Source organism: Streptomyces sp. NPDC043685, assembly GCF_056436585.1.
In genome coordinates this window covers 140,738-167,696 of the sequence record NZ_JBWKCH010000006.1, presented here as the reverse complement: position 1 = coordinate 167,696, position 26,959 = coordinate 140,738, and the positions used below count along the sequence as shown (strand labels likewise).

Below are 26,959 nucleotides of genomic sequence, written 5' to 3'. Positions count from 1 at the left end.
TGCGCCCTCACCGCAGGGCGGCCGTGGCCTCGTCGAGGACGATGCCGAGTGAGCGGGTGCCGCGGCCCTTGGCCCACACCTCCGAGTTCACCTCGTGGACGTCGCCGTTCCGCACCGCCGGGATCTTGCCCCAGAGCGGGTTCTCGGCCAGCTTCTCCGACAGCTTGCCGTCCGCGTCGCCGAAGCTCAGCGTCTCGACGAACAGCACATCGACGTCCTGGACGAGAATCTCTTCGAGGCTGTAACCGCCCTGCACGCCACGGGACTTCCACGGATATCGGGCGATCTTGGGGAAGAGGCCGGCGACCACGTCGGATTCCGGGGTCGCGACGCCGAAGTTCTCGTCACTGCCGTAGATGATGAGGGCGGTCTTGTCGCTGGGGGCCTTCTCGGCGGCGGCGAGTGTGGTCCGGAAGGTCTTCTCGGCCTTCTCGCCCTCGGCGGTGCGCCCGGTCAGCGCGGCGACATCGCGCAGGTATCCGACGCTGTCCTCCCACGTCTCGGGCTGCATGGCCCAGAACGTCGTGGCGCCCTTGAGTGCCGGGGCGAGCTTGCCGTGCGTGTCCCCGAGGCCGATCACGAGGTCGGGCTTGTGGGAGAGGATCGCCTCCACCTCCGGGGCGATGAATCCGCCGGGGATGACGTCGACCTCCTTGGCCTTCTCCTCCCCCAGGAAGTCCGGGTGGGCGAGCAACGCGCTGTTGGTGGCCGTCGGGACGATGCCCAGCTCGGTCAGGATGTCGTCGCAGAGCGCGAACAGGCAGACGATCCGCTCGGGTTCCTTCTTCAGGGAGACCTCGACGCCGTTGGTGTCGGTCAACTCCAGGGACGCCTTGATGGGTTCGACGCCGACGTCCGTCCTCGCCGTCGGCCCGGCCTTGTCGCTCGCGGATTCCTCGGGCGACGAGCCGCAGCCGACCAGCATGGACCCCACCATCGCTGCGGTGATCCAGCCACGGACGAATCTCGACGGTGCGCGCAGCATCGATGCCCTCGCTCTTTCTCGGATACCGGGAACGCACCGAAGATACATGATAATCGTTTTCATCAAACTGGTTTTCGGAGGGACCCATGCCCGCACCCGTCCTGCTCGTCTCCGACCACGTGGACGGATCCGTCCATGTGCTGACCGTGCCGGACGGCACCGTCGTGGGACGCCTCACCGGCCGTCACCTCTCCGAGCACGCCGGGTTCCTGGCGCTGCCGGGCGGGCGGGTGGCCTGCGTCGACGACCGTCGAGGGGAGCTGCTGGTACTCGATCCGTTCGCCGAGAGGCTCGTGGAACGCGCGGTCCCGGTCGCCGTGCCGGCCGAGCACCTCGCCTGCGATCCGTCCGGTCGCCGGCTGGCCGTCACCACCGGACTGGGCGAGAACGCCGAACCGTGGTCGGACCTGCTGACCGTGCTCGACCTGCACACCGGGGACACGGCACGGGTGCGCACCCGCGTCGGCGAACCGGGGGTGACGGTGCTGGGCGGCGACGATCCGCTGATCGTGCTCCGGCACCGACAGCCCGGGGAGCTGGCCGTCCACCGGTTCGCCGACGTCCTCGCGGCACCGCCCGGCTGCCCCGAGGTCGCACCGCACGCGGTCCTGCCGCTGCCGGACGACGGCCACGGGGACGCGCAGGCACCCGGCACGGGAGAGGTGTTCGCGGCCACGGGCGAGGGAGTGCACCGGGCCCGGTGGGCGGGTGACGTACTCGTCGACGAGGCGGTCGTCCCGTGGGGGTCGCCTGCCCGCGGCTGGTACCTCCGGCTCGACACCCGCCGGCGGGCGCTGTGGAGCACGCTGCGCGGCGGTGACCCCGACCCGCTGCGCTGGCCGGAATGGACCAACCAGGCGTGGCGGCACGACCTGGAGACGGGCCGCACGCTTCACACGGACCTCGGCCCCGGGCTCGTCTTCCGGCTGGCCCTGGCCCGGCGCCACACCGCCTTCACCCGCATCCACCCCGACGGCGATGAACTGGTCCTCCTGGGCACGTCCGACGGCACCGTCCGCCGGGTTCCCCTGCCGGCCATGCAGGGTGCTCCGCGTCGCGGCGGCACCCCCTGGGAGGGCGTCCAGCGCCGGGCGGTGGCCGCCTCACCGGGGTCCGACTGGATCGCCGTCAGCCGGGGCGGCCACGGCGAGGTGCACCTCTTCGACGCGGAGACGGGGCACGAGGTGACCCGTCTGCGACCGGGTACTCCGCTGCACCACGGCGGCCACATGACGCTGCGCGGCCTCGGCGACGGTGCCGAGGGTGATCCCGTGGGCAGGTGACGACGGGTTCGGGCCGGCAGGGTCCGCGTGTCCGGGGCGGTCGAGGGGGGGGCGGCGCGCCCGGGCTGGCCGGGGTGGGCGCAGCGCCTGGGCGACGCGGGGAACCTCAGGATTCGGACACTCGCCCCTCGCTCGATGGGGAAGCGTCGAAGCGCTTCGACAGCGCCATGACACTGAGCCATGCGTCCATCACAAGTCCTCCAGCCGTCGAACGCGTTCATGCGGCGTCGGCGTTCCTCTCTGAGAGGTCTCCCAGGAGGCCTGTTTACATGGGTTAAAGCCGCATGGAGGACGGTGCGCGCCCTCCCGCCCGACCGCGCCTGTTATCGAAAAGTGACCTTCGCGGTCCATTGCCACCATCAGGACACGGTCGTAGTCTCACAAGAAATGTCGAAGCGCATCGACTTGAGCGGCCGCCGCCCCCGGACATGGGACCGTCCGCCTGGGCGGCGTACCTGGGACATCCACGAGAACAGGGGCTTTGCACCAGCGGCCACTACGTTTCTGGCGCCGCGCTGCCCCTGTGCGTCACCGCGCCGCCCGCCACCCCGTCGAGTCCGTCGGCGAGCACGGCCCGCACCGAGACACCGGCCCAACAGCCCACGAACCGCCGCCCGGTGGCTGCGCGGTCCCATGCAGCCCCTGACCTGGAAAGGACATCATGGAGAACGATCAGCGGAGCTTCTGCTGGGGTCATGACGCCCTGCGTCTCGAGTTCGTCCTCGGCGACGACGGCAGCGCCCGCCTGACGCATCTCGGACTGCCCGACGAAGCGGGCAGCGACCCCGGTGCTTCCCTGCCGCTGGTTGAGGTGACGGCCGCGGGTCACGGCCGTGACTGGTCGGGCAGCCGTCTGACCGGGACCGCTCTCGGCGGGCGGCTGCGCCACCGGTCCCACCGCGCGGCCCGCGACGGTGACTGGCACACGCTGACCGTGCATCTCCACGACCCCGAAACCGGGTTGGCCGCAGAGGTGACCTACCGGTCGCCGGACGGCATCCCCGTGCTCCGCAGCGAAGTGGTCCTGCGCAACGAAGGGCGTACCACACTGCACCTGGAGTCGGTCAGCTCACTCACGGTGGGCTGCCTCACCCCGCAGGACCCGGCGGCCGTCGACGCCGTCGACGTGCTGTGGGCGGACAACGACTGGCTCTCCGAGTGCCGCTGGCAGCGGCAGCAGATGCGCCGGACCACCCCCGGCGTCAGCGGACGCGTGGGATACGGGCACGGCAAGGCCGGCTTCGCCCTGAACGGCCAGGGCACCTGGTCCAGTTGTGGACACCTGCCCATGGGCGGGCTGACGGACCGGCGGACCGGCCGCACCTTCGTGTGGCAGATCGAGCACAACGGAGGGGGCTGGCGCTGGGAGTGCCAAGAGCACGACCGGGCGGCCTACGCGGCGCTGTTCGGACCCACCGACGCCCATCACGGGTGGCGCCACCCCCTGGAACCCGGCGCCGCGTTCCGCACCGTACCCGCCGCCCTGTCCTTCAGCGCCGACGGTGGCCCCGACGCCGCGTTCGCCGCGCTCACCCGCTACCGCCGGGCCCACCGCCGCCCGCACGCCGACCACCGGCATCTGCCCGTCATCTTCAACGACTACATGAACTGCCTGATGGGCGACCCCACCACCGACAAACTGCTGCCGCTGATCGACGCGGCGGCCGAGGCCGGCGCCGAGTACTTCGTCATCGACGCGGGCTGGTACGACGGCGACAACGGCGGCTGGTGGACCACCGTCGGCGCCTGGGAACCGGCCGCCTCCCGCTTCCCCGGCGACAAGGGGATCCACGAGGTGCTGGACCGCATCCGGGAGCGCGGCATGGTCCCCGGCCTGTGGCTGGAGCCTGAAGTCATCGGCGTCGACAGCCCCATGGCCAAGTCCCTGCCCGACGAGGCGTTCTTCCGCCGCGACGGCGTCCGCCTCACGGAGACCGGCCGGCACCACCTGGACCTGCGCCACCCGGCGGCCCGCGCCCACCTGGACCAGGTCGTGGACCGCCTGGTCGGCGAATGGGGCGTCGGCTATCTCAAGCTCGACCACAACATCGACCCCGGCTCCGGCACCAGTGCCCACCCCGGCGAGACCCCGGGCGCCGGTCTGCTCGGCCACAACCGCGCCCACCTCGACTGGCTGGACGGCATCCTGGACCGTCATCCGCACCTGGTGGTGGAGAACTGCGCCTCGGGCGGCATGCGCTGGGACCACGCCCTGCTGTCGCGGCTGCAACTGCAGTCCACCAGCGACCAGCAGAACCTGCGGCTCTACGCGCCCATCGCCGCCTCCGCACCCACCGCCGTCACCCCCGAGCAGGGCGCCGTGTGGGCCTATCCGCAGGCGGAGGACTCCCTCGACGAGGTCGCCTTCACCATGGCGAGCGCCCTCCTCGGCCGCGTCCACCTCTCCGGCAACCTGCCGGAACTGGGGCCCGAGGCCCGCGCCCTGGTCCACGAGGCGGTCGCCGTGTACAAAGCCGTCCGCGCCGACCTGCCGGGGGCCGTGCCGTCCTGGCCGCTCGGCCTCCCCGGCTGGGACGACCCCTGGATCGCCCTGGCCCTGCACACCCCCGCCACGACCTACCTCACCGTCTGGCGCCGCTCGGGCGGCGAGGCCACCATCACCCTCCGGCTGCCTGAACGGGCGGGCGGCGCGGCCCGTGCCGAGGTGCTGTACCCCGCCGCGAGTCAGGCCCTTGCCGTCTGGAACCCGGACACGACCGACCTCACCGTGACCCTGCCCACCGCGCCCTCCGCGGCACTGCTGCGCATCACCCCCACGGAGCCGGACGCGAGCCTTCCTCCAGCCGGCTGATCAAAAAAGATGGCGGCGTGGGCCAGGAGGAGCACACCGCAACTCCTGGAACAGCGTCATCCAGACGCTGTTCGGCGCGCCTACCGCCCCACGAGGTGATCTGAGAAAGTTTCCGGCTCGCGGCAACCCTGCGCGGAACCTGTGACAACAAGGAAGCGGATCCGGCCACGTACGGCGTCGGATTCCCGCTTCCTCTGTTGAACAGTGTGCAAGGAGAACGCCTCCCCATGAACAACCCCCTGAACGGCGGGCGCCGCGGGCGTCACCGCCGCCGCTGGACCGCGACCGGTCTGCTGCTCGGCGTGCCCGCCGTTCTCGTGCCGTATTTCCTGTTCGTGCAGGAGGACTCGCAGGCCGCGACGGTCGACGGCGATGCCTACTACCGGCTGGTCTCCGTGCGCAGCGGCAAGGTGCTGGACGTCAACGGTTTCTCCACCGCCGACGGCACCCGTATCCAGCAGTGGACCGACCAGAACACCGCCAACCAGCAGTGGAGGCTGCGGTCCACCGGGGACGGCTACTACGAGCTGGTCAACCGCAACAGCGGCAAAGTGCTGGGCATAGCGGGCGGTTCGACCGCCGAGAAGGCAGCCGCCGAGCAGCAGACCGACAGTTCCGCCGCCTCGCAGGAGTGGCGGATCGACCAGGTGAGCGGTTCCGACGCCGTCACCTTCACCTCCCGCAGGAGCGGCCTGGTCCTGGGCGTCTCCGGGGGTTCCACGGCTCAGGGTGCCGCGGTCGCGCAGTATCCGAACCAAGGCGGCGGCGGCCAGCAGTGGAAGCTGGTGAAGACGGCCGAGACCCGGGCGGCCGGGGCGGGCACGGCGCGGACCACGGCAGCGGCCGGTCCGTATGTGTGGAAGAACGCCCAGGTGGTGGGCGGTGGTTATGTCACCGGACTGGTGTTCAACCAGCGGGAGAAGGGCCTGCTGTACGCGCGGACCGACATGGGCGGCGCCTACCGCTGGGACACCGGGGCCGAGCAGTGGATCCCGCTGACCGACTGGATCGGCGAGAAGGACTGGAACCTGCTGGGCATCGACTCGGTGGCCACCGACCCCGTCGACCCCAAGCGGCTCTATCTCGGTGCGGGCACCTACACCAACGAGTGGGCGGGCAACGGCGCGATCCTGCGCTCCACCGACCGGGGCCGCACCTTCAAGCGCACGAATCTGCCCTTCAAGATCGGCGGCAACGAGGACGGGCGCGGCGCGGGCGAACGGCTCGTGATCGACCCCGCGAACCACGGCACGCTCCTGCTGGGCACCCGCAAGAACGGCCTGTGGCGCAGCACCGACTACGGCGTGACGTGGAGTCAGGTCTCCTCGTTCCCCGTCAAGGACGGGGCGGGCAGCGGCGCCGGCATCTCCTTCGTGACGTACGGCCCGGCCGGAAGCAAGACGGTCTACGTCGGTGTCGCGGACAAGTCCACCTCCCTGTACCGCTCCACCGACGGCGGCACCACCTGGCAGGCCGTCCCCGGGCAGCCCACCGGCCAACTGCCGCAGCACGGCGTCGTCTCCGGCGACGGCTCGCTGTACCTGACGTACACCGACGCCCTCGGTCCCAACGGCGTGACGGGCGGTTCGGTGTGGAAGTACACGCCGGCGAGCGGGGCCTGGAAGAGCATCTCCCCGTCGAAGGGCTCCTACGGGTTCTCCGGTCTGGCCGTCGACCCGCGCAAGTCCTCCACGGTGATGGTCACCACCCTCGGCCGCTGGTGGCCCGAGGACGAGATCTACCGCAGCACCGACGGCGGCACGACCTGGAAGGCACTGGCCGACAAGTCCAAGCGCAACGCCTCCGCCGCCCCGTACGTCGGCACCCACACCGGGCACTGGATGACCGCCCTGGCCATCGATCCCTTCAACTCCGGGCACGTGCTCTACGGCACCGGCAACGGCATCCTGCGCAGCAAGAACGCCAATGCCTCCGACAGCGGCGGCACCAGCCACTGGAGCATGGGCGCCCGAGGGCTGGAGGAGACCGCGCTGCTGGACGCGATCGCCCCTCCCGGCGGCGCCGCCGTCATCACCGCCATGGGAGACCAGGGCGGCTTCCGCCATGACTCCCTGACCAAGGTGCCCTCGGGGCGGCTGAGCAACCCGATGATGACCAACAGCACCGACATCGACTTCGCCCAGGCCAAGCCCTCGATGATGGTCCGTGTCGGTCGTGGCGGCGCGCAGGACGGCGCCTACTCCACCGACGGCGGCCGCAGCTGGAACGGCTTCAAGGCCGAGCCGGTGGCCAGTGCCCAGGACGGGCATGTCGCGCTCGCGGCGGACGGCTCCACCCTCGTCTGGACGCAGGCCGGACAGGCCCCCTACCGCTCCACCGACAAGGGGGCGAGCTGGTCGAGGGTCAGCGGCCTGGGCAACGACGCCGTGGTCGTCGCCGACCGCTCCTCGGCCAGGACCTTCTACTCGCTGTCGGGCGGCACGCTCTACGCCAGCACCGACGGCGGCGCGACCTTCACCGCCCGCGCCACGGGCCTGCCCGACGGCCGGCTCAAGGCCGTCCCCGGCATCGCCGGAGACCTGTGGATCGCCGGCGGCGGCAAGGGGCTGCTGCACTCCACCGACGGCGGCCGCACCTTCACCACCCTCAAGACGGTGCAGTCCGCCTCCGCCCTCGGCTTCGGCAAGGCCAAGCCGGGCACCAACTACCAGGCTCTGTACCTGATCGGCACCGTCAAGGACGTCACCGGCGTCTTCCGCTCCACCGACAAGGGCGCCACCTGGCTCCGCGTCAACGACAACGCCCACCAGTGGGGCGCCATCGGCGGCGTCGGCGTCATCACCGGCGACCCCGACACCTACGGCCGTGTCTACGTCGGTACCAACGGACGCGGCCTGCAGTACGGCGACCCGTCCTGACCCACACACCCGAGCGGGGCCGCGGCCATCACGGCCGGCGGCCCCGCCACGGCGGAGGGACCTGGCCCGAGACGCAGGCCGCGTCACCTCACCAGGCCAGGAACCCCTCCCTGTCGCTCCCCCGCACGAAGTCGGTGTGGTCGGGCCGGTGAGTGTTTCGAAACGTCCAGCACCTTTCGCATGCCGGCCTTCTTCGCACCATATTGTCGAAGCGCTTCGAAACGTAAGCGGACTCAGCAATCTCTTTCTCGAGACGCTCTACATCCACTGCGACCGGCAGGGCCAGCAGCTCGTGGACGACGCGTCCACCGGCGATCAAGGCGGGTCGGCAGCCTTCAGCGAGTGGTGAAGTCCTCACTGAATACCCTGAGTTGCCGCGAATTCTCTGCTGAAACAGAGGAATGGAAGCGACGCTGCCTCGCTTACCGCGAGGCATTGACACCACCCCCAGGTCAATGGAACCGTCGAAGCGCTTCACCACCTGGCTCTCCCCCGGTCGGCCGGATTCCAGAAAGGACACATCATGTCCCGGAAGTCCAAGAAGAGAAGCGTCACGGATGTGCTGGTAGCCCTGGTGATGGCGATCTCGCCGCTGATCGCGGCGCTCGTACTGACCGGCGCCTCGGCCACCACCGCGTCGGCCGCGTCACTTACCGAGGTGACCAACTTCGGTAGCAACCCCGGCAATCTGCGGATGTACGTCTACCGGCCCGACAACGCTCCGGCCCGCCCGGCCGTGCTGGTGGCGGTGCACTACTGCACCGGCACGGGGCCCGCCTTCTACTCCAACACGGAGTTCGCCCGCCTGGCCGACCAGCACGGGTTCATCGTCGTCTACCCGGACGCTAACGTCAGCGGGCAGTGCTTCGACGTCTCCTCGCCCCAGGCGCTCAAGCACGACGGGGGCAGTGACCCCACGAGCATCGCCCAGATGGTCCGGTACACCCTGCAGAACATGAACGCCGACGCCGGCCGGGTCTACATCACCGGCGCCTCGTCCGGCGCGATGACGACCAATGTCATGCTCGGCGCGTACCCCGACCTGTTCAAGGCCGGCGCGGCGTTCATGGGTGTGCCGTTCGGCTGCTTCGCCACCACCGACGGCTCCGGCTGGAACACCGACTGCGCCACCGGCAAGATCAGCAAGACCCCGCAGGAGTGGGGCGACCTCGTCCGCAACGCCTACCCCGGGTACACCGGCCCCCGGCCGCGGATGCAGCTGTGGCACGGCACCGAGGACGAAGCGCTGTACTACGCGAACTTCGGTGAAGAGATCAAGCAGTGGACCAATGTGCTCGGGGTGAGCCAGACCCCGGTCTTCACCGACTCCCCGCAGTCCAACTGGACCCGCACCCGCTACGGCTCCGCCGGCGCGCAGGCACCGGTCGAGGCGAACAGCTTCCAGGGCGTCGGGCACTCCCTGCCCGAAAGCGGCATGGCGGCCCGGGCCATCACATTCTTCGGACTCGACGGCTCCGGCGGGACCACCACAGGTCCGGTCCACGCCACCGGCTCCGGCAAGTGCCTGGACGTGCCCGGCTCTTCGCAGACCAACGGAACCCAGGCGCAGATCTGGGACTGCCACGGCGGCACCAACCAGCAGTGGACCAGCACGTCGGCCAAGCAGCTCACCGTCTACGGCGGTGCGAAGTGCCTCGACGCGACCGGCACCACGGCCGGCGCCAAAGTCGCGATATGGGACTGCAACGGCGGCACCCACCAGCAGTGGAACCGCAACTCCGACGGCACCATCACCGGCGTCCAGTCAGGCCTGTGCCTGGATGTGACCGGTGCCTCCACCGCCGGCGGCGCACTGGTCCAACTCTGGAACTGCAACGGCGGCAGCAACCAGCAGTGGCGCCTCACCTGACACCCGCCCTGGGCTGAGAAGGCCCCACCACCACTGCGCGAACGGCTGGAACCGGCCTGTGGGGTCGCGGGGACCCACTTCGCGGAACGCGCCCTGGGCCTCGTCTTTCTGAAGGCTGGAGATGTCATGCAATTTTCACGCCGTGGCGTTCTGATCCTGGGCGCAGCCGGCGCGGCCCTCGCCGGAGGCCTCCCCACCGGCTCGGCCGGGGCCGCCGAGGCCGGGACGGCCGACGGAACGGACGCTTCCACGCGCACCGAGCGCCTGTACCTGTCCGGCGAAGACGCCGACCACCCGGCCGACTGGGACTTCCTGTGCACCAGCGGGCGGCGCAGCGGCAGTTGGGGCAGCATCCCGGTGCCGTCCAACTGGGAATTCCACGGATACGGCACGTACAACTACGGCTGGAATCTGCGCCCGGAGGAGAAGGGCCGCTACCGGCACACCTTCACCCCGCCCGCCCACTGGCGTGACAGGCGCGTCTTCCTCGTCTTCGAGGGGTCGATGACCGACACCGAGGCGTGGATCAACGGCGAGCCGGCCGGGCCCGTCCACCGCGGCGGCTTCTACCGGTTCCGGCACGAGGTGACCGGAAAGCTGCGTCCGGGGCAGGACAACCTCCTGGAGGTGACCGTCAGCAAGGAGTCCACCGATGACTCCGTCAACCGGGCCGAACGCCTCGGGGACTACTGGAACTTCGGTGGCATCTACCGCCCCGTCCATCTCGAGGCGTTCCCGCTCCAGCACATCGAACGCGTCGCGGTCGACGCCCGCGCCGACGGCACGCTGCGGATCGACGCCCATCTGTCGGGTACCGGTCCCGCCGACCGTCTCGTCGCCCGGGTCACCGACCTCTCCGGGCGCCCGGTCGGCACCCCGTTCACCGCGGCCGTCGCTCCCGGCGCCACGGCGGTGACCCTCAGGACCACTGTCGGCTCGCCCCGGCAGTGGACGGCGGAGACCCCGCACCTCTACCGCGTCGAGGTAGCGCTCCGCACCGGCGACCGCCGCACCGTCCACCGCGTCGACGAGAGATTCGGCTTCCGCACCGTCGAGGTCCGCCCCGGCGACGGCGTGTACGTCAACGGCGTCAGGATCCTCCTCAAGGGAGCCAACCGGCACACCATCTGGCCCACGTCCGGCCGGGCGACCAGCGCGCGCATCAGCCGCAAGGACATCCTCCTGATGAGGGAGATGAACATGAACGCGGTCCGGATGTCCCACTACCCGCCGGACCCGCACTTCCTCGACCTCGCCGACGAACTCGGGCTGTACGTGCTCGACGAACTGGCCGGCTGGCAGAAGTCCTACGACGAAACGGCGGGCAGGCCCCTCGTCGCCGAGATGGTCACCCGTGACGTCAACCACCCGTCGATCCTGTTCTGGTGCAACGGCAACGAGGGCGGCTGGAACACCGCCCTCGACGACGACTACGCCCGCCACGACCCCCAGCGGCGCACCGTTCTCCACCCCTGGGCGAACTTCGGCGGTATCAACACCGACCACTACGAGACCTACGACAGCACGCGCCGCATCCTCCAGGAACGCGGCGACGTCTTCATGCCCACCGAGTTCCTCCACGGCCTGTACGACGGCGGCGCCGGCGCCGGCCTCGACGACTACTGGCGGCTGATGGGCCGTGAACGGCTCTCCGCTGGCGGCTTCCTGTGGTCACTGATCGACGAGGGCATCGTGCGGGACGACCTCGGCGGCGCCATCGACGTGGCGGGCAACGCCGCACCCGACGGCATCCTCGGCCCCTTCCGCGAGAAGGAGGCCAGCTTCTACACGATCAAGGACATCTGGTCTCCCGTACAGCTCGCCGAGCCGGAGCGGTTCGCCTCCGGCCTGCCGGACGACTTCGACGGGCGGATCGGCCTCACCAACCACTACGCCTTCACCAATACCCGTATCTGTCGGTTCACTTGGCGGCTCCTGGACTTCCGCACCCCGTCGCAGCGGCGGGACGGCCACACGGTGCGCGCCCAGGGCACCGCCTCCGCTCCCGACATCGAGCCCGGCGCGCGAGGAGTGCTGCGCCTGCCCCTGCCGTACGGCTGGCGACGCGCCGACGCCGTGGCTCTCACCGTCACCGATGCCGACGGCCGTGAGATCCGCAGCTGGACCTGGGCCATCACATCCGCCGCGGACCAGGCCCGACGACTGGTACGGACGGGCCCGGGACCGGTCGTACGCGGCCGGCTCGCGGACGACAGGCTCACCCTCGCCTCCCGCCACACCACCGTCACGCTCGACGCCACGACGGGCATGCTGGCCGGCGTCACCCACCGGGGGAGGGACTTCGCGCTGTCCCGCGGCCCGCTGCCCACCACCGGAACGGCCGACCTCACCCGCCTGACACACGGGCCCGACGGCGACGCCTACACGGTGGAGGCCGAGTACTCCGGCGTCCTGCGCCACGTCCGGTGGCGTCTGCACCCCAGCGGCTGGCTGCGGTTGGACTACCGCTACCACCTCACCGGCGAGCACGACCTCTTCGGCGTCGGCTTCGACCATCCCGAAGCGCAGGTGACCGGCGTGACATGGCTCGGCCACGGACCGCACAGGGTGTGGAAGAACCGGCTGCGCGGCGTCGCGACGGACGTCTGGACGAAGCAGTACAACGACACCGCGACCGGCGCCGACGGCTGGGTGTACCCGGAGTTCAAGGGCTACCACGCGGACGTCCGCTGGGCGTCCCTGCACACCACCGCCGGACGTCTCACCGTGGTCTCCGAGGACGAGGACCTCTACCTGCGCCTCTTCACGCCCCGGTTCGGACCCGACCCCCGCCACACCGCGCCGCCCTTCCCGAAGGGAGACCTGTCCTTCCTCGACGCCATCCCGGCCATCGGCACCAAGTTCGACGCGCCGGCCGCGCTCGGCCCCAGCGGCGCCCCCACGACGGCGACGGGCGACTACGGCCGAAGCCTGTACTTCTCGTTCTCCCGGTAGCGCGTCCACCCACCCGCCGACACCGCACCATGCAGCCGGCCCCCGCCGACCGGCGCTGCACACAGGTGCTCGACCTCACGTGCCCGGGGTTCCCGGGATCCGAGCCCGGAGCGGGCTCGGATCCCGGGCTCGGGGTTCATCCGGTGGTCAGAGTGGTCCACTTCTGGTTGGAGCCGCCGTTGCAGTCCCACAGCACCAGCTGTGTGCCGTCGGCCGTGGACGAGCCCGGAACATCGAGGCAGCGGCCGGAGGCGGGGTTGCGGTAGCCGCCGTTGTAGGGCTGCCACACCTGGTTGGCACCACCGTGGCAGGCCCAGAGCTGCACCTTGGTGCCGTTGGCGGTGGCCCCGCCGGCGGCGTCGAGGCACTTGCCCAGGGAGCGCAGGGTGCCGTCGGTGTAGGCGGACCAGTACTGGTTGGCAGCGTTGCCGCAGGCCCACGTCTGGACGGCGGTCCCGTCGGCGGTGCCGGCACCGTTGACGTCCATGCATTTGCCGGCGATGCCGGACTGCACACGGGCGGGCGCGGGAGCGGGGTTTTTCAGCCACCCGGCGCTGTCCGCGGCCTGGACGCCACGGTGGAAGGCGTCGGCCATCTTCTGGTAGCCCGAGTCGTTGGGATGCAGGGGGTCGGCCAGGTCGGCCGTGGTCAGACTGCTCATGTCGACGAACGCGACGCGTTTGCCCGCGGCCTGCGCGTCCCTCACGATCTGCGGGATGGCCTGGTTGTAGGTGCCCCGCCACTGCTCCTCCGAGTTGTTGGTGGACACGACCAGGGAGGCGACGAGGACGGTCGCGTCGGGAACGTCGGCGGTGATCTGGTTGACCAGCGACTTCAGCTCGGTGATGGCGGCGTTGGCCCCGGACGCCCCTATGAGGTCGTTGGTGCCGATGTGCAGCGTCACGACGTTGGGCCGGTAGCGGGTCAGCGAGGCGTCGGCGAGTGCGGCGATCTCGTTGATGTGGTACCCGGGGTGGCCTTCGTTGTCGGGGTCTGACATCGAGCCGTTCTGCACCGTGCCGACGAAGTCCAGCGGATGGCCGTCCGCTGCGAGCTCGTTCCACAACGGACCCCGGTAGCCGTTACCCGTGCTGCTTCCCGCACCCCAGGTGATCGAGTCGCCCAACGGCATGACCCGCAAAGGCGTGTTGGGGGCGGCGGAGGCCGGGTTCACACCTGTCGCCGTCACCCCGAGCGCGGCTGCGACAAGCGTGATCACGGGGAGAATCCAAGACTTTTTCATGCATGTCCTCTGTTCTGGGCGTGATTGCTGAACCAGCCAGGCTGATCGCCGTCCGGCCGTGCCAGGGGGTGATGCGTGACGACGCCCGGCTCGGCACCCGGCTCTGCGAACCGTGCGGCCGGCCCGTCCAGGGCGGGGCGATGGAGGTGAGACGGGAGGACCTGCCGAAGCCGCCTGCCCGCATCGGCCCCGGGAGCCTGTCCTGCCAGCCGAACTCCCGTGCTCCTGGGCGAGGTTCGGGCTTCACCCAGGCCGGGCCCAAGGACATGGAGGCGACGTTCGGCGTCATTGCGTCAACCCTGAGCTGAGAGCGGACATCCCATCACTGTCGAGCCATACGCAATCGAAGCGCTTCGACGCTGCTGTGAGATTAAGTGAACACCCATGGGCACACAAGGGTCGCTTCAAAGATTCCTTCGACGCCCACGTCTGCTGTATGTGGGCGTCGATCGCATGACGCACTACTGCTGCCTCGGGAGGCATCGAAGCGCTTCGAATGAGCGATTGGCGGGCCGCTTCACCCGGGCCTTGCGTGAACCGTTCACGCGAGGCCACGGCGTGGTCTTCGGCAAAGGGGGAGTGAAGGCCGAGCGGCAGCACCAACGGCCCGATCAGTGACGGTCCATCAGGACGAGCGCCAACTGAGCGTCGAGGCGGTCAGCCTCCCTTCACGCCGACAGGCGCGGAGATCGCACCGCCATCCCGGCACGTTCCCTGAACGCCAGGTCAGACGGCGTCAGCAGACGACGCGCTTCACCTCGTGCACTCCGGGAAAACAGGTCGAGCACGCCCGGCCGTACTGGCCGATTCGCAAGAAACAGCAGGTCAGACGCCCTTTGCGGCAGGCTCCAGAATCGCCACGCACTCCACATGATGCGTCATCGGAAACAGATCGAACGCCCGCAGCGTCCGCACCCGGTACCCCCCGTCCCGGAAGTACCCCAAGTCCCGCGCCAACGCCGCCGGATCACACGCCACGTACGCGATCCGCCGCGCGCCCAGCGAGGCCAGGTGCTGGACCGTCTTGCGGCCCGCTCCCGCCCGCGGCGGGTCCAGCACGATCAGGTCGACCTCCGAGATGCCCGTGCGCGGCAGCACGCTCTCGACCTTGCCCTGCTCGATCCGCACCCGCTCGAAGTCCGCGAGGTTGTGCCGCGCGTCCTCCACCGCCCGCTTGCCCGACTCGATGCCGAGGACCGCTCCCTGGTCGCCGACGCGGTCCGCGAGGGCGCCGGCGAAGAGGCCGACCCCGCAGTACAGGTCGAGGGCCATGTCGCCCTTGCGCGGGAGCAGGCCCTGCATCACGGCCGTGACCAGCGTGTCCGCCGCCTTCGGGTGGACCTGCCAGAAGCCGCCGCCTCCGACCCGGTGCGTGCGGCCGTCGGCGCGTTCGCGGACGAAGGGGCGGCCGTGGACGCGGTGGACGCCGCCGGAGCGCTCGTCCACACGCAGGACGGAGACGGGGCGGTCGAGTTCGACCAGCGGCAGGCGCGCGCCCGGCTTCGGGGTGAGGATCACCTGGCGGTCCTGGGAGCCCGTCGCCGCGATCGCCTCGACGGAGTCCATGCCCGTCCAGACCCGCTTCTCGATGCCCAGCTCGCTGACGCCCTCCGCCGCGATCATGCAGTGGTCGATCGGCTCCACCTCGTGCGAGCGGTGCCGGCGCAGACCCGCCCGGCCGTCGGCGGTGACGGCGTACTGGACGCGGGTGCGCCACGCGGGGACCTGGCCCGCGGGGACCTTGTCGCCCTCGGCGGGCAGCACCGTGCCGTCCCAGCCGGCTTCCTCCGGGGTGAGCCCGGCCAGGTGCTGGAGCTGTTCGGCGATGACGTCGGCCTTCAGGCGCCGCTGCGCGCCGGGCTTGGCGTGCTGCCAGTCGCAGCCGCCGCAGCGGCCGGGGCCGGCGAACGGGCAGGGCTCGTCGATCCGGTCCTTGGAGGCGTCGAGCACCGTCACGGCGTCCGCGCGCAGGAACCGCGCGCCCTGCTCGCCCTCGGTCACCCGGGCCACGACCCGCTCACCGGGCAGGGCGTGCCGGACGAACAGCACCTGCCCCTCGGACGTGCGGGCGATGCAGTGACCGCCGTGGGCGACGGGGCCGACCTCGACCTCGTACTCCTCCCCCACCAGCGACTTCCTCGGTTCTGCCTGCATGGCGGGGTGACTCCAAAACACGTGAGGGGAAAGGGCCGAACGAAAAACGGCCTGACAACAGCCCACCAGTCTACGTGGCTGTCGCCCGGCCGTTTCACACGAGCCGTCGCGTCGGCAATCCTCAGGACTTGGGCTCGGAGGACTCCTTCGACCGCACCTGCGCGGGACCGCGCCGCACCGACCCGGGCGCGTTCCAGTCCTGCTGCCTGCGGGCCCGCCGCTTGGCCGCCTCGGAGGACTGCAACTGGTACGGCACGGAGGTGACCATGATGCCCGGCGTGAACAGCAGCCGGCCCTTCAGCCGCAGGGCGCTCTGGTTGTGCAGCAGGTGCTCGTACCAGTGACCGACGACGTACTCGGGGATGATCACGGACACCGCGTCGCGCGGCGACTCCTTGCGCAGGCTCTTGACGTACTCGATGATCGGCCGCGTGATCTCGCGGTAGGGCGAGTCCAGGACCTTCAGCGGGACGTCGATGCCGCGCCGCTCCCACTCCTCGCGCAGGGCCTTGGTCTCCGCCGGGTCGACGTTGACGCTCAGGGCCTCCAGCGTGTCGGAGCGCATCAGCTTGGCGTAGGCCAGCGCGCGCAGCGTGGGGCGGTGGATCTTGGAGATCAGCACGACCGAGTGGACGCGGGAAGGCCGTACGAGGTCGTCGCTGGGGCCCTCGGGGGCGGCGATCTCGGCGGCGACCCGGTCGTAGTGCTTACGGATGGCCGTCATCGTCGCGTAGAAGATCACCATGCCGAGCAGGGCGACCCAGGCGCCGTGCGTGAACTTGGTGAGCAGCACGACGACCAGGACGAGGCCGGTGAAGAACGCGCCGAAGGCGTTGATGGCGCGGGAGCGGACCATGTGGCGGCGCTTGGCCTGGTCCTTCTCCGCGGCCAGGTGGCGGTTCCAGTGCCGGACCATGCCGGTCTGGCTGAGCGTGAAGGACACGAACACGCCGACGATGTACAGCTGGATCAGGCGCGTGGAGTCGGCGCCGTAGATGCCCACCAGCAGTCCGGCGGCTCCGGCGAGGAGCACGATCCCGTTGGAGAAGGCCAGCCGGTCGCCGCGGGTGTGCAGCTGGCGCGGCAGGTAGCGGTCCTGGGCGAGGATCGAGCCGAGCAGCGGGAAGCCGTTGTAGGCGGTGTTGGCGGCGAGGAACAGCACCAGCGCGGTGGCGGCGGCCAGGATGATGAACAGGACGCTGCCCTTGCCGAAGACGGCCTCGGCGACCTGCGAGATGACCGGGTTCTGGACGTAGTCCCCGCCGAGCGGCACACCGTTGTGGAACAGGTCCCTGGCCGGGTTCTCCGCCATGCGGACGTCGGTCGCGGCGGCCAGGGCGATGATGCCGCAGAACATGGTGACGGCCAGCAGGCCCATCATGGCCAGGGTGGTCGCGGCGTTCTTGGACTTGGGCTTGCGGAAGGCCGGGACACCGTTGGAGATCGCCTCGACACCGGTGAGCGCGGCGCAGCCGGAAGAGAAGGCGCGCAGCAGCAGGAAAACCAGAGCGAAGCCGGCCAGGCCCTGGTGCTCGGGCTTGATGACGTAGTCCGCCGTCGGTGCCCGCATGCTGTCGCCCAGGACCAGTCCGCGGAAGGCACCCCAGGCGATCATCGTGAAGACGCCCGCGACGAAGACGTACGTCGGGATGGCGAACAGCGAGCCCGACTCCTTCACACCCCGCAGGTTCATCAGGGTCAGCAGCACGATCACGCCGATCGCGCAGAGCACCTTGTGCTCGACCACGAAGGGGATCGCGGAGCCGAGGTTCTCGATGCCGGAGGAGATCGACACGGCGACGGTGAGGACGTAGTCGACGAGCAGCGCGCTCGCGACCGTCAGGCCGGCCTTGGGACCGAGGTTGGTGGTCGCCACCTCGTAGTCGCCGCCGCCGCTGGGGTAGGCGTGCACGTTCTGCCGGTACGAGGCCACCACGGTGAACATCAGCACGACGACCGCGACGGCGATCCACGGGCTGAAGTGGTAGGCCGTCACGCCCGCGATCGACAGGACCAGCAGCACCTCGCCGGGCGCGTACGCCACGGAGGACAGCGGGTCGGAGGCGAAGACGGGGAGTGCGATGCGCTTCGGCAGGAGCGTTTCGCCCAGCCGGTCACTGCGCAGTGCGCGCCCGATCAGGATCCGTTTGGGCACGTCGGTCAGTTTGGACACAACAGAGGATCGTAGGCGTTCGATTGCGGGGGTGCCCACCCGCCACCCCCCATCGGCGTCCCGTCTGCTCTCCGGGTGAATTCCCGGGCCCGTACCGCTGCGGATTCCGCAGGTCATCCGCTTGGCATGCCTATATGACTAAGCCCCGTCCGTCTTCCGGCCGTTGCCGCCCCTGGAGGTCCCATGCACACGCCCGCCCAGTTGATCGGCGCCGCGGCCACCCTTGTCGCCCTCGGAATCCTGACCGTCGCGAGTGTCCGCAGCATCAGCCGCCGCAAGGACGTGTCACCGGGGGCGCGCTAGCCACGCCCGCGCGCAGTTCCTCCGGCCCGATGGCGGCGGTCCGGGTCGAGGGGATCGTGCAGGCGTGGGCGCCGGCCACCGTGCCGTACCGGGCGCTGCGCAGGGGTGAGGCGCCGTTCAGCCAGGCGTGGAGGAACCCGGCGGCGAAGGCGTCACCCGCGCCGTTGGAGTCGACGACCGGGGCCGGTGGCACGGCGGCGGGTACGTGGGTGAGCTCCCCGTCGGCCAGCAGGTACGCGCCGTCCGCCCCGGCGGTGGCGACGACGATCCGGGCCCGGCCGCGCTCGGTGATCCGCCGCATGGTCCGCTCCGGGTCGGTGAGGGCCGCGCAGGACAGGAAGACCAGGTCGGCCTGGTGGGCGAAGGGCTCGTGGTAGGGGTTGGAGCCGTCCCAGTCGTGCAGGTCGGTGGAGATCGTCGGGCCCGCCTCGCGCAGTACGGGCAGCGCCTGGGCGCACGGCTGGGTGATGACGACGTGGGCGTGCCCGCTGACGGCCGCGAGCGCGCGCACGGTGGCCTCGGGCAGACGGTCCGTGTCGGCGGCCCGGGTGGCGTCGTAGAGGGAGCACCGTCTGCCGTCGGGGCCGACGAGGTTGACCGCGCGTTTGGTGCCCAGGGGCTGCGGGACGGCGGTGAGCCCGATGCCGTGCTCCCGGTGCAGTGCGCGGACGAGGTCGCCCTCGGGGTCGTCGCCGAGCAGGTCGAGGTGGTGGGTGCGCAGGCCCAGCGCGCTCGTGCCGAGGGCGACGAAGTCGCCGCTCTGGCCCGCCCGTGTCACGATCCCGGGCCGGATCATGTGGCTGTCCGCGAACGGCACGGGCAGCTCGGGCACGTGGACGACGGTGTCCACGCCCGCGCCGCCCAGCACGAGGACGTCGATCTCGTGGTTCATGGCGGGTTCCTCCCCCGGCCGGGGTCCGTCGGGACCCTCGGCGCCCTTGTCGGCTTTGCGGATACGTTGGAGCCGGCGGTCGAACGCGGCACCGCCCCCGGAGGGCATCATGGCGTGGTTCCACCGGCATGATGGTCCTGGCGGTCCGCACAGAAGGCCGCGAAGTGCTGCCCGGCGACCCGAGAGAGAGACATGAGCAGAACACTGACGCAGGCCGGCCGGTCTGCGGGGAGCGTGGTGTGAGGCCATGCACATCGTGATCATGGGTTGCGGAAGGGTGGGTTCCGCACTGGCCCAGAACCTGGAGCAACAGGGGCACACGGTCGCCGTGGTCGACCAGGACCCCACCGCCTTCCGCCGGCTGGGCTCGGGGTTCGGCGGGCGCCGCGTCACGGGCGTCGGCTTCGACCAGGACACCCTGCGTGAGGCGGGCATCGAGGAGGCAGGTGCCTTCGCCGCCGTCTCCAGCGGTGACAACTCCAACATCATCGCCGCCCGCGTGGCCCGCGAGATGTTCGGCATCGAGAACGTCGCCGCCCGCATCTACGACCCCCGCCGCGCGGAGGTCTACCAGCGCCTGGGCATCCCGACCGTGGCGACCGTCCGCTGGACGGCCGACCAGATGCTGCGCCGGCTGCTGCCCTCCGGTGCCGAGCCGCTGTGGCGCGACCCCACCGGCGGTGTCCAGCTGGCCGAGGTGCACACCTCCACCGCCTGGGTCGGCCACAAGATCAGCCGGATCCAGGAGGAGACCGGCGTGCGCGTGGCGTTTTTGACCCGGCTCGGCGAGGCGGTCCTGCCCACCTCGCAGACGGTGCTGCAGGAGGGCGATCTGGTCCACGTGATGATGCGCACCGACGAGGTCGACAAGGTCGAGGCGGCGTTCGCCAAGGGTCCCGAAGAGGAGGGCGGTCACTGATGAGGGTCGCCATTGCCGGAGCCGGCGCCGTCGGCCGCTCGATCGCGGGCGAACTGCTGGAGAACGGCCACGAGGTCCTGCTGATCGACAAGGCGCCGACCGCCATCTCGGTCGAACGCGTCCCGCAGGCCGAGTGGCTGCTCGCCGACGCCTGCGAGATCACGTCCCTGGACGAGGCGGCGCTCCAGCGCTGCAACGTCGTGATCGCCGCGACCGGCGACGACAAGGTGAACCTGGTGGTCTCGCTCCTCGCCAAGACGGAGTACGGCGTCCCGCGCGTCGTCGCCCGGGTGAACAACCCCAAGAACGAGTGGCTGTTCAACGAGTCCTGGGGCGTGGACGTCGCCGTCTCCACCCCGCGGCTGATGTCGGCCCTGGTCGAGGAGGCGGTGAGCGTCGGCGACCTGGTCCGTCTGCTCCGCTTCAGCCACGGCGACGCCAACCTGGTCGAGCTGACCCTGCCCGAGGAGTCGGCCCTGGCCGGCACGCAGGTCGGTGACGTCGAGTGGCCGCAGGACACGTCCCTGGTGACGATCATCCGCGGCAACCGTGTGCTGACGCCCTCCCGGGAGGACTCCCTGGAGGCCGGCGACGAACTCCTCTTCGTGGCCGCGCAGGCCCGTGAGGAGCAGCTGGAGGACCTGCTGTCGGTGCGGCGGAACGCGGCGAGCTGAGCGCGTCCCCGCCGGACACGGGGGCAACAGACGCAACAGACGGAAGGGGCGTCCCGAATGCTCGGGACGCCCCTTCGTCAGCTTCGGAGAATCACTGCTCGGCGGACCGGGCGGCGGCCTGCCGCTCGCGCTCCTCGGCGGCCTTCTCCTCCGCCTCCATCTCCGCGAACACGTCGATCGGCGCGGGCGCCTTGGCCAGGAACACCCACGTCAGGTACACGGCGAGCAGGAACGGCGGGATCTTCAGGGCGACCAGGACCCAGCCCAGCTGGGTGGTGTCGGCCCACCAGTACAGCGGGAAGAGGATCGCGCACTTGGCGAGCAGGATCGCGCCCCAGGCGTAGCTGGCCTTGGCGTAGGCCTTCTTGCGGCCGGGGTTGCGGGTGCGCCAGGAGAGGTTCTCCTTGAAGACCGGGCCGAGGATGAGGCCGATCAGCGGCACCCCGCACAGGGTGGTGATGATGTAGGCCAGGCCGAGACCCAGCGTGTAGAGCATGCCGGGCAGGTAGAAGTCCTTGGCGTTGCCGGTCATCATCGCGAAGACGACACCGAAGGCCACGCCGAAGACGCCGCTGAAGGCGTGCTTGACGGTGTCCTTCGTCACCAGCCGGACCACCACCAGCACCAGCGACACGGCCAGCGCCGCGATCGCCGACAGGTGCAGGTCCTTGTTGATCGTGTAGATGGTGACGAAGAGGAGACCGGGAAGCACCGTCTCCACCATGCCCCGCACGCCGCCGAACGCCTCGAACAGGGCGGCCTCGGTCACCGCCCGGGCGTCGTCCGCAGATGTCTCTTCGGTCGGCTTGTCGAGCGACGTCACCGGCTACTCCCGTCCGAGGGGTCTCAGTTCGTACTTGGGATTGAACAGCACCCGGCGGCCCCGGCTCATCGAGACCCGGCCCGATGCGATCAGCTTGCGCCCCGGCTCTATCCCCACGATGGAGCGCCTGCCGAGCCACACCACGTCCAGCGCGGCGGAGCCGTCGAACAGCTCGGCCTCCAGGGCCGGGACTCCGGCGCGCGGCCGAAGGGTGACCGTGCGCAAGGTACCAGTAACCGTCACGATCTGGCGGTCCTGACAGTCTCCGATCCGGGTACAGCCGGCCGTCTCGGTGTCCTCGCGCAGCTCCTCGGACTCCAGGTCCTCCTGCGACGAGGAGAGCCGGTCGAGCATGCGCCGGAACCGGCCCGCCGGCTTCTCGGAACGAGGAACAGCACTCATGTCTGAAGCGTACCGGGGCTCGGGGACGAAGGGCGAAGAGCCTGTTGCTCGAAGCGGTAGCCCCTGCCCGGCTCGGTGATGAAGTGCTTCGGGTGCGAGGGGTCCGCCTCCAGCTTGCGCCGCAACTGGGCCATGTACACGCGGAGATAGTTCGTCTCCGTCCCGTACGCCGGCCCCCACACCTCCTGAAGCAGCTGCTTCTGCCCGACCAGGCGGCCGCTGTTGCGCACGAGAACCTCCAGCAGATGCCACTCGGTGGGCGTCAGCCGTACGTCCTTGCCCGCGCGGGTGACCTTCTTCGCGCCCAGGTCGACGGTGAACTCGCCGGTGTCGACGATCACGTCCCCGTCTCCGGCGGGCTCGGCGCGGCGCACGGCGGCCCGCAGCCGGGCCAGCAGCTCGTCCATGCCGAACGGCTTGGTCACGTAGTCGTCTGCGCCCGCGTCGAGCGCCTGGACCTTCTCGTCGGAGGAGTGCCGGGCGGACAGCACCAGGACCGGCGTCCGCATCCGGCCGCGCAGGCGCCGGATCACCTCGACGCCGTCCATGTCGGGCAGCCCGAGGTCGAGGACGACCACGTCGGGGTGACGGTCGGCGGCGAGCCTGAGGGCGGTGGCGCCGTCGTGCGCCGTGTCGACCTCGTAGGAGCGTGCCTTGAGGTTGATCACGAGGGCGCGCACGATCTGCGGCTCGTCGTCGACCACCAGGACGCGGGTCATGAGGCCTGCCTTTCCGCTTCCGCCGTGGGGTGGGGCTCCGGGCGCGCTCCCGCCGCGCGCAGCGTGAGGACCATGGTGAGCCCGCCGCCGGGGGTGTCCTCGGCGTTCAGGGTGCCGCCCATGGCCTCGGCGAAGCCGCGCGCCACCGCGAGCCCCAGACCCACGCCCGCACCGCGCGGGGCGTCGCCGTAGCGCTGGAACGGCTCGAAGACGCGGTCCTTCGCCTCGTCCGGGACACCCGGGCCCCGGTCGACGATGCGTACCTCGACCCGGCCGGCGAGCGCGCTGGCGGCGACCAGCACGGGGACGCCGGGCGGACCGTGCTTCACGGCGTTCTCGACGAGGTTGGCCATCGCCCGCTCCAGCAGCCCGGGGTCGACGGCGACCATGGGCAGGGTCTCGGGCACGTCCAGGGCGGCGCTGCCGTCGGGGACGCCTACGAGCGCCATGGGCACCACCTCGTCGAGGTCGATCTCACGGATCAGCGGCGTGACGGTGCCGGTCTGGAGGCGGGACATGTCCAGGAGGTTGCCGACGAGGTGGTCGAGGCGGTCGGAGCCCTCCTCGATGCCTTCCAGCAGCTCGGCCCGGTCCTCCTCGGACCACTCCACGTCCTCGGAGCGCAGGGAGGACACCGCCGCCTTGATCCCGGCCAGGGGCGTGCGCAGGTCGTGGCTGACGGCGGCGAGCAGGGCCGTGCGGATGCGGTTGCCCTCGGCGAGCGCGCGGGCCCGGTCGGCCTCCTCCGTGAGCCGGCGGCGGTCCAGGACGACGGCGGCCTGGGCGGCGAAGGCGGCCAGCACCCGGCGGTCCTCGGCGGGCAGGACGCGGCCGGTCAGCGCGAGGGCCAGGTGGTCCCCGACCGGCACGTCCACGTCCGCCTGGCCGGGCCGCTCGACGAAAGGCCCCTGACCGGCCCGGCCCGCGCAGGTCCACGGCGCGCCGTCGCCCGCCCGCTCCAGCAGGACGGCCGACTCCATGCCGAAGGTCTCCCGGACCCTCTCCAGCAGTTCCTCCAGGCCGGTCTCGCCGCGCAGCACGGTGCCCGCGAGGAACGACAGGATCTCCGACTCGGCCCGCAGCCGGGCCGCCTGGTGGGTGCGGCGGGCGGCGAGGTCGACCACGCAGGCCACCGCCGCGCCGACCGCCACGAAGATCACGAGGGCGACGGCGTTCCTCGGGTCGGCGATGGTCCACCGGTGCAGGGGCGGTGAGGAGAAGTAGTTCAGCAGCAGCGACCCGACCGCCGCCGAGGCCAGCGCGGGCAGCAGCCCGCCGAGCAGGGCCGCCGCCACCGTCAGCGCCAGGAACAGCAGGATGTCGTTGGTGAGGCCGAGGTCGACGGTGCTCAGCAGCGCCGTGAGGGCGGGCGGGCCGGCGGTGGCGGCGATCCACCCCCACACCCGCCGGGAGCGGCCGAGGCGCGCACCCCGGGCCACCGGCAGGCCGCGACCCTCGGCGGCCTCGCCGTGGGTGACGAGGTGCACGTCCAGGCCGGGTCCGGAATCCCGCGTGACGGTGGCGCCGACGCCGGGTGCGACGACGTGCCGCCAGGCCGTGCGGCGCGGGGAGCCGAGCACGATCTGGGTGGCGTCGACCCCGCGGGCGAAGGAGAGCAGCGCGGCCGGTACGTCGTCGCCGACCACGTGGTGGAAGGTGCCGCCGAGGTCCTCGGCGAGGGCTCGCAGGTGGGCGAGTTCGCCGGGCGGGGCGCAGGCCGGCCCGCCGCTGCGCGCTATGTGCACGGCGAGCACCTGGCCGCCGGCGCCGTTCCCGGCCAGCCGGGCGGCGCGGCGCAGGAGCGTGCGGCCCTCGGGACCGCCGGTCAGGCCGACCACGATCCGCTCGCGGGCGCCCCGGGTCCGCGGCGCCCGGTGCTCGCCGCGGTACCGGGTGAGGTGGGCTCCGGCCCGGTCGGCCACCCACAGCAGCGCCAGCTCGCGCAGCGCGGTGAGGGTGTCGGGCCGGAAGTGGTGCGACAGGGCCGCGTCGACCTCGTCGGGCCGGTGGACGTCGCCGTGCGCGATGCGCCGCCGCAGGGCTTCGGGCTCCATGTCGACCAGCTCGATCTGGTCGGCCCGCCGCACCACCTCGTCCGGCACGGTCTCCGGCTGCCGTACGCCGGTGATCGACTCGACGACGTCGCCGAGGGACTCCAGGTGCCCGATGTCGACGGTCGTGACGACGTCGATGCCGGCCGCGAGCAGTTCCTCCACGTCCTGCCAGCGCTTGGCGTTGCGGGAGCCGGGGGCGTTGGTGTGGGCCAGGTCGTCCACCAGGGCGACCTCGGGGCGGCGGGCGAGCACGGCGTCGAGGTCCATCTCGGTCCGGGCGCCGCCGAGGTGCTCCGGCTCCCGGCGCGGCACGTGTTCGAGACCGTGCAGCAGCGCCTCGGTGCGGGGCCGGCCGTGGTGTTCCACGAGGGCGGCCACGCAGTCGGTGCCCCGCTCGATGCGGCGGTGCGCCTCGGACAGCATCGCCCAGGTCTTGCCGACGCCCGGTGCCGCCCCGAGGTGGATACGTAGCCTGCCGCGTGCCATGGCCTCATCGTCTTCCGGTCTGCTGTCCGCGCAGCGTCGACCTTACGGCCGGCCGGGGCGGCGTGCCGGTGCCGGGCGCGTGAGCGGGCCCGTCCTTGACGAAACCCTGACGCGCCCGGCCGGGCGAGGCGGCTCAGGCCGGGTTGTCGCCGTGGGTGAGGGTCTCCCAGGCGACGAAGAGGTTGTTGCTCCCGGCGGGACGGCCGCGCAGGGTCAGCGTCACGGTGTTGGTCATGGCGTGCCCGAGACGGTTGGCCAGGGCGTTGTGGCCGACCTCGGTGATCGGCCCGAGGCCGGGCTTGAGCGAGCCGCCGCACAGCCAGCCCGGCACGGCGGTGCCCAGCTCGTACTTGGCGTGGAAGCCGAGCCCGTGCCGCAGCCGCTCCCCCACGTCGGTGCCGTAGAGGTCCTGGCCCTGGATGCGGCTGGTCTCGGCGATGTGCGAGATCGCGGAGAGGCCGTAGCCGGTGTGGGTGAAGTCGCGGCAGGTCTCCTGGCTGAGCCCGTCGACGAAGGTCGACTGCCCCTGCCAGTACCTGACGATCTTGTCGCGGGTGTCGAGGTTCTGGGTGGGGACGGTCTTCGGCAGCGCTCCGTCGGACTCCAGGTAGACGTAGGCGGCCGTCCGGGTGCGGAACTTCGCCATGGCCTTGTCGTAGGAGGCCTTGTCCTCCAGGAAGACGGAGATGCCGACGGCGGCCTCCATCATCGACAGTTCCCAGTTGCCGTTGGAGTTCGAGCCGTTGATGATCTCGGGCAGGTAGACGGTGCGGAGCATGGTGGCGAAGCGGCCGGAGTTCGCCCAGGTGCCGGTGTAGGTGTACTTGATGATCTCGGCGGCCCGGGGCCAGGTGGAACCGGCCCAGCCGGTCTGCAGGGGCGCGTTGCTGTTGGTGTGGTCCCTGATCACGGCGGACCAGGCGTCCATCAGCTCGATCGCCTTGCGGGCGTGCCGTTCGTCGCGGGTGATGTACCAGGCGAGCGCCTGGGTGTACGCGGCGATGGCGTCCTCGCGCTCGTCCGTGCAGCCGTGATTCGGGTTGGAGTACGAACCGCACTCGACGACGGCTCGGGGCCTGGGCGTGCGGTTCAGGTCGGCGTATTTGCTCGCCATCATCCGGTCGAAGGCCCCCTTCCAGGGCTGGGCACCGGCGGTGACCTTGGACCGGGCGAAGTCCAACTGTCCTTGGGAAACGGTGACTCCGGGGTGGACGAAGGTGGCGGGGGCGCCGGGGGCCCGGGGAGCGGCACCGGCGGGCCGGACGAGAGCACCGGCGACGAGGGCGGCCGAGGCGGCGAGAAGTGCGGTTCTGCGCATGCGTGGGGGGCCTTC

At 71.0% G+C, this 26,959-nt stretch carries 18 protein-coding genes; 8 read left to right on the top strand and 10 right to left on the bottom strand.

Features of this window, described 5'->3' with window-relative positions:
- Positions 1-7: 7 nt before the first annotated feature.
- On the bottom strand, positions 8-985 hold the full coding sequence (locus tag AC0665_RS20915; RefSeq protein WP_478604410.1) for an ABC transporter substrate-binding protein: 978 nt from the start codon (positions 983-985) through the stop codon (positions 8-10).
- 86 nt (positions 986-1,071) lie between these two features.
- Here AC0665_RS20915 and AC0665_RS20910 point away from each other — a divergent pair, with 86 nt between their 5' ends.
- The 5 genes from AC0665_RS20910 (at position 1,072) to AC0665_RS20890 (ending at position 12,784) form a co-directional block, all read left to right on the top strand.
- Positions 1,072-2,268, top strand: coding sequence for a hypothetical protein (locus AC0665_RS20910; RefSeq protein ID WP_478604413.1), 1,197 nt, complete (start codon positions 1,072-1,074; stop codon positions 2,266-2,268).
- A 661-nt stretch (positions 2,269-2,929) separates the two neighbouring features.
- Positions 2,930-5,080 (top strand): alpha-galactosidase, encoded by a 2,151-nt coding sequence (locus AC0665_RS20905; protein WP_478705538.1) that lies wholly within the window; start codon positions 2,930-2,932, stop codon positions 5,078-5,080.
- Positions 5,081-5,307: 227 nt separating this feature from the next.
- Entirely contained in the window at positions 5,308-7,959 is a 2,652-nt protein-coding gene (locus tag AC0665_RS20900) for an RICIN domain-containing protein (RefSeq protein ID WP_478705537.1), read from the top strand.
- A gap of 523 nt (positions 7,960-8,482) precedes the next feature.
- Positions 8,483-9,829 carry an extracellular catalytic domain type 1 short-chain-length polyhydroxyalkanoate depolymerase gene (locus tag AC0665_RS20895; protein ID WP_478705536.1) on the top strand — a complete coding sequence of 449 codons (1,347 nt, stop codon included), beginning with the start codon at positions 8,483-8,485 and terminating at the stop codon, positions 9,827-9,829.
- Between the two features lie 126 nt (positions 9,830-9,955).
- Positions 9,956-12,784, top strand: a complete 2,829-nt coding sequence (locus AC0665_RS20890) for a glycoside hydrolase family 2 TIM barrel-domain containing protein (protein WP_478705535.1) — start codon at positions 9,956-9,958, stop codon at positions 12,782-12,784.
- A 136-nt stretch (positions 12,785-12,920) separates the two neighbouring features.
- On the opposite strand, the gene AC0665_RS20885 is transcribed toward AC0665_RS20890, so the two are convergent.
- The gene (locus AC0665_RS20885; RefSeq protein ID WP_478705534.1) at positions 12,921-14,027 is read right to left on the bottom strand and encodes a ricin-type beta-trefoil lectin domain protein; all 1,107 of its coding nucleotides are present in this window, start codon (positions 14,025-14,027) and stop codon (positions 12,921-12,923) included.
- Positions 14,028-14,029: 2 nt separating this feature from the next.
- On the opposite strand from AC0665_RS20885, the gene AC0665_RS20880 reads away from it, so the two are divergent.
- The gene (locus tag AC0665_RS20880) at positions 14,030-14,335 is read left to right on the top strand and encodes a hypothetical protein (RefSeq protein ID WP_478604431.1); all 306 of its coding nucleotides are present in this window, start codon (positions 14,030-14,032) and stop codon (positions 14,333-14,335) included.
- 517 nt (positions 14,336-14,852) lie between these two features.
- Here AC0665_RS20880 and AC0665_RS20875 read toward each other — a convergent pair.
- From AC0665_RS20875 to AC0665_RS20865, 3 genes are all read right to left on the bottom strand, one after another.
- Entirely contained in the window at positions 14,853-16,181 is a 1,329-nt protein-coding gene (locus AC0665_RS20875; protein ID WP_468402574.1) for a class I SAM-dependent RNA methyltransferase, read from the bottom strand.
- Positions 16,182-16,302: 121 nt separating this feature from the next.
- Entirely contained in the window at positions 16,303-18,354 is a 2,052-nt protein-coding gene (locus tag AC0665_RS20870) for an APC family permease (protein ID WP_468631386.1), read from the bottom strand.
- Between the two features lie 265 nt (positions 18,355-18,619).
- Entirely contained in the window at positions 18,620-19,549 is a 930-nt protein-coding gene (locus AC0665_RS20865) for an adenosine kinase (protein WP_478705533.1), read from the bottom strand.
- 247 nt (positions 19,550-19,796) lie between these two features.
- Here AC0665_RS20865 and AC0665_RS20860 point away from each other — a divergent pair, with 247 nt between their 5' ends.
- Both AC0665_RS20860 and AC0665_RS20855 read left to right on the top strand, forming a co-directional pair.
- Positions 19,797-20,468, top strand: coding sequence for a potassium channel family protein (locus AC0665_RS20860; protein ID WP_033308364.1), 672 nt, complete (start codon positions 19,797-19,799; stop codon positions 20,466-20,468).
- Entirely contained in the window at positions 20,468-21,142 is a 675-nt protein-coding gene (locus tag AC0665_RS20855; protein ID WP_142158687.1) for a potassium channel family protein, read from the top strand. The genes AC0665_RS20860 and AC0665_RS20855 overlap by 1 nt, the downstream gene beginning before the upstream one ends.
- 91 nt (positions 21,143-21,233) lie before the next feature.
- On the opposite strand, the gene AC0665_RS20850 is transcribed toward AC0665_RS20855, so the two are convergent.
- The 5 genes from AC0665_RS20850 to AC0665_RS20830 form a co-directional block, all read right to left on the bottom strand.
- A complete protein-coding gene (locus AC0665_RS20850) occupies positions 21,234-21,965 on the bottom strand; it encodes a DUF3159 domain-containing protein (protein ID WP_468402566.1) in 732 nt (243 codons plus the stop codon).
- Between the two features lie 3 nt (positions 21,966-21,968).
- Positions 21,969-22,367, bottom strand: coding sequence for an OB-fold nucleic acid binding domain-containing protein (locus AC0665_RS20845; protein WP_363121764.1), 399 nt, complete (start codon positions 22,365-22,367; stop codon positions 21,969-21,971).
- Positions 22,364-23,086, bottom strand: coding sequence for a response regulator (locus tag AC0665_RS20840; protein WP_478604437.1), 723 nt, complete (start codon positions 23,084-23,086; stop codon positions 22,364-22,366). Before AC0665_RS20840 ends, AC0665_RS20845 begins: the two co-directional genes overlap by 4 nt.
- The gene (locus tag AC0665_RS20835; RefSeq protein ID WP_478604440.1) at positions 23,083-25,626 is read right to left on the bottom strand and encodes a sensor histidine kinase; all 2,544 of its coding nucleotides are present in this window, start codon (positions 25,624-25,626) and stop codon (positions 23,083-23,085) included. Before AC0665_RS20835 ends, AC0665_RS20840 begins: the two co-directional genes overlap by 4 nt.
- 133 nt (positions 25,627-25,759) lie before the next feature.
- Complete coding sequence (locus tag AC0665_RS20830) at positions 25,760-26,944, bottom strand: alginate lyase family protein (RefSeq protein ID WP_478604443.1); 1,185 nt, start codon at positions 26,942-26,944, stop codon at positions 25,760-25,762.
- Between the last annotated feature and the right edge of the window lie 15 nt (positions 26,945-26,959).

Coding starts and splice junctions, on each gene's coding strand:
- AC0665_RS20900 (WP_478705537.1), top strand. CDS start 5,308: ATGAACAACCCCCTGAACGGCGGGCGCCGCGGGCGTCACCGCCGCCGC.
- AC0665_RS20885 (WP_478705534.1), bottom strand. CDS start 14,027: ATGAAAAAGTCTTGGATTCTCCCCGTGATCACGCTTGTCGCAGCCGCG.
- AC0665_RS20835 (WP_478604440.1), bottom strand. CDS start 25,626: ATGGCACGCGGCAGGCTACGTATCCACCTCGGGGCGGCACCGGGCGTC.
- AC0665_RS20855 (WP_142158687.1), top strand. CDS start 20,468: ATGAGGGTCGCCATTGCCGGAGCCGGCGCCGTCGGCCGCTCGATCGCG.
- AC0665_RS20905 (WP_478705538.1), top strand. CDS start 2,930: ATGGAGAACGATCAGCGGAGCTTCTGCTGGGGTCATGACGCCCTGCGT.
- AC0665_RS20840 (WP_478604437.1), bottom strand. CDS start 23,086: ATGACCCGCGTCCTGGTGGTCGACGACGAGCCGCAGATCGTGCGCGCC.
- AC0665_RS20895 (WP_478705536.1), top strand. CDS start 8,483: ATGTCCCGGAAGTCCAAGAAGAGAAGCGTCACGGATGTGCTGGTAGCC.
- AC0665_RS20845 (WP_363121764.1), bottom strand. CDS start 22,367: ATGAGTGCTGTTCCTCGTTCCGAGAAGCCGGCGGGCCGGTTCCGGCGC.
- AC0665_RS20860 (WP_033308364.1), top strand. CDS start 19,797: ATGCACATCGTGATCATGGGTTGCGGAAGGGTGGGTTCCGCACTGGCC.
- AC0665_RS20910 (WP_478604413.1), top strand. CDS start 1,072: ATGCCCGCACCCGTCCTGCTCGTCTCCGACCACGTGGACGGATCCGTC.
- AC0665_RS20865 (WP_478705533.1), bottom strand. CDS start 19,549: ATGAACCACGAGATCGACGTCCTCGTGCTGGGCGGCGCGGGCGTGGAC.
- AC0665_RS20915 (WP_478604410.1), bottom strand. CDS start 985: ATGCTGCGCGCACCGTCGAGATTCGTCCGTGGCTGGATCACCGCAGCG.
- AC0665_RS20890 (WP_478705535.1), top strand. CDS start 9,956: ATGCAATTTTCACGCCGTGGCGTTCTGATCCTGGGCGCAGCCGGCGCG.
- AC0665_RS20880 (WP_478604431.1), top strand. CDS start 14,030: ATGTCCTCTGTTCTGGGCGTGATTGCTGAACCAGCCAGGCTGATCGCC.
- AC0665_RS20875 (WP_468402574.1), bottom strand. CDS start 16,181: ATGCAGGCAGAACCGAGGAAGTCGCTGGTGGGGGAGGAGTACGAGGTC.
- AC0665_RS20830 (WP_478604443.1), bottom strand. CDS start 26,944: ATGCGCAGAACCGCACTTCTCGCCGCCTCGGCCGCCCTCGTCGCCGGT.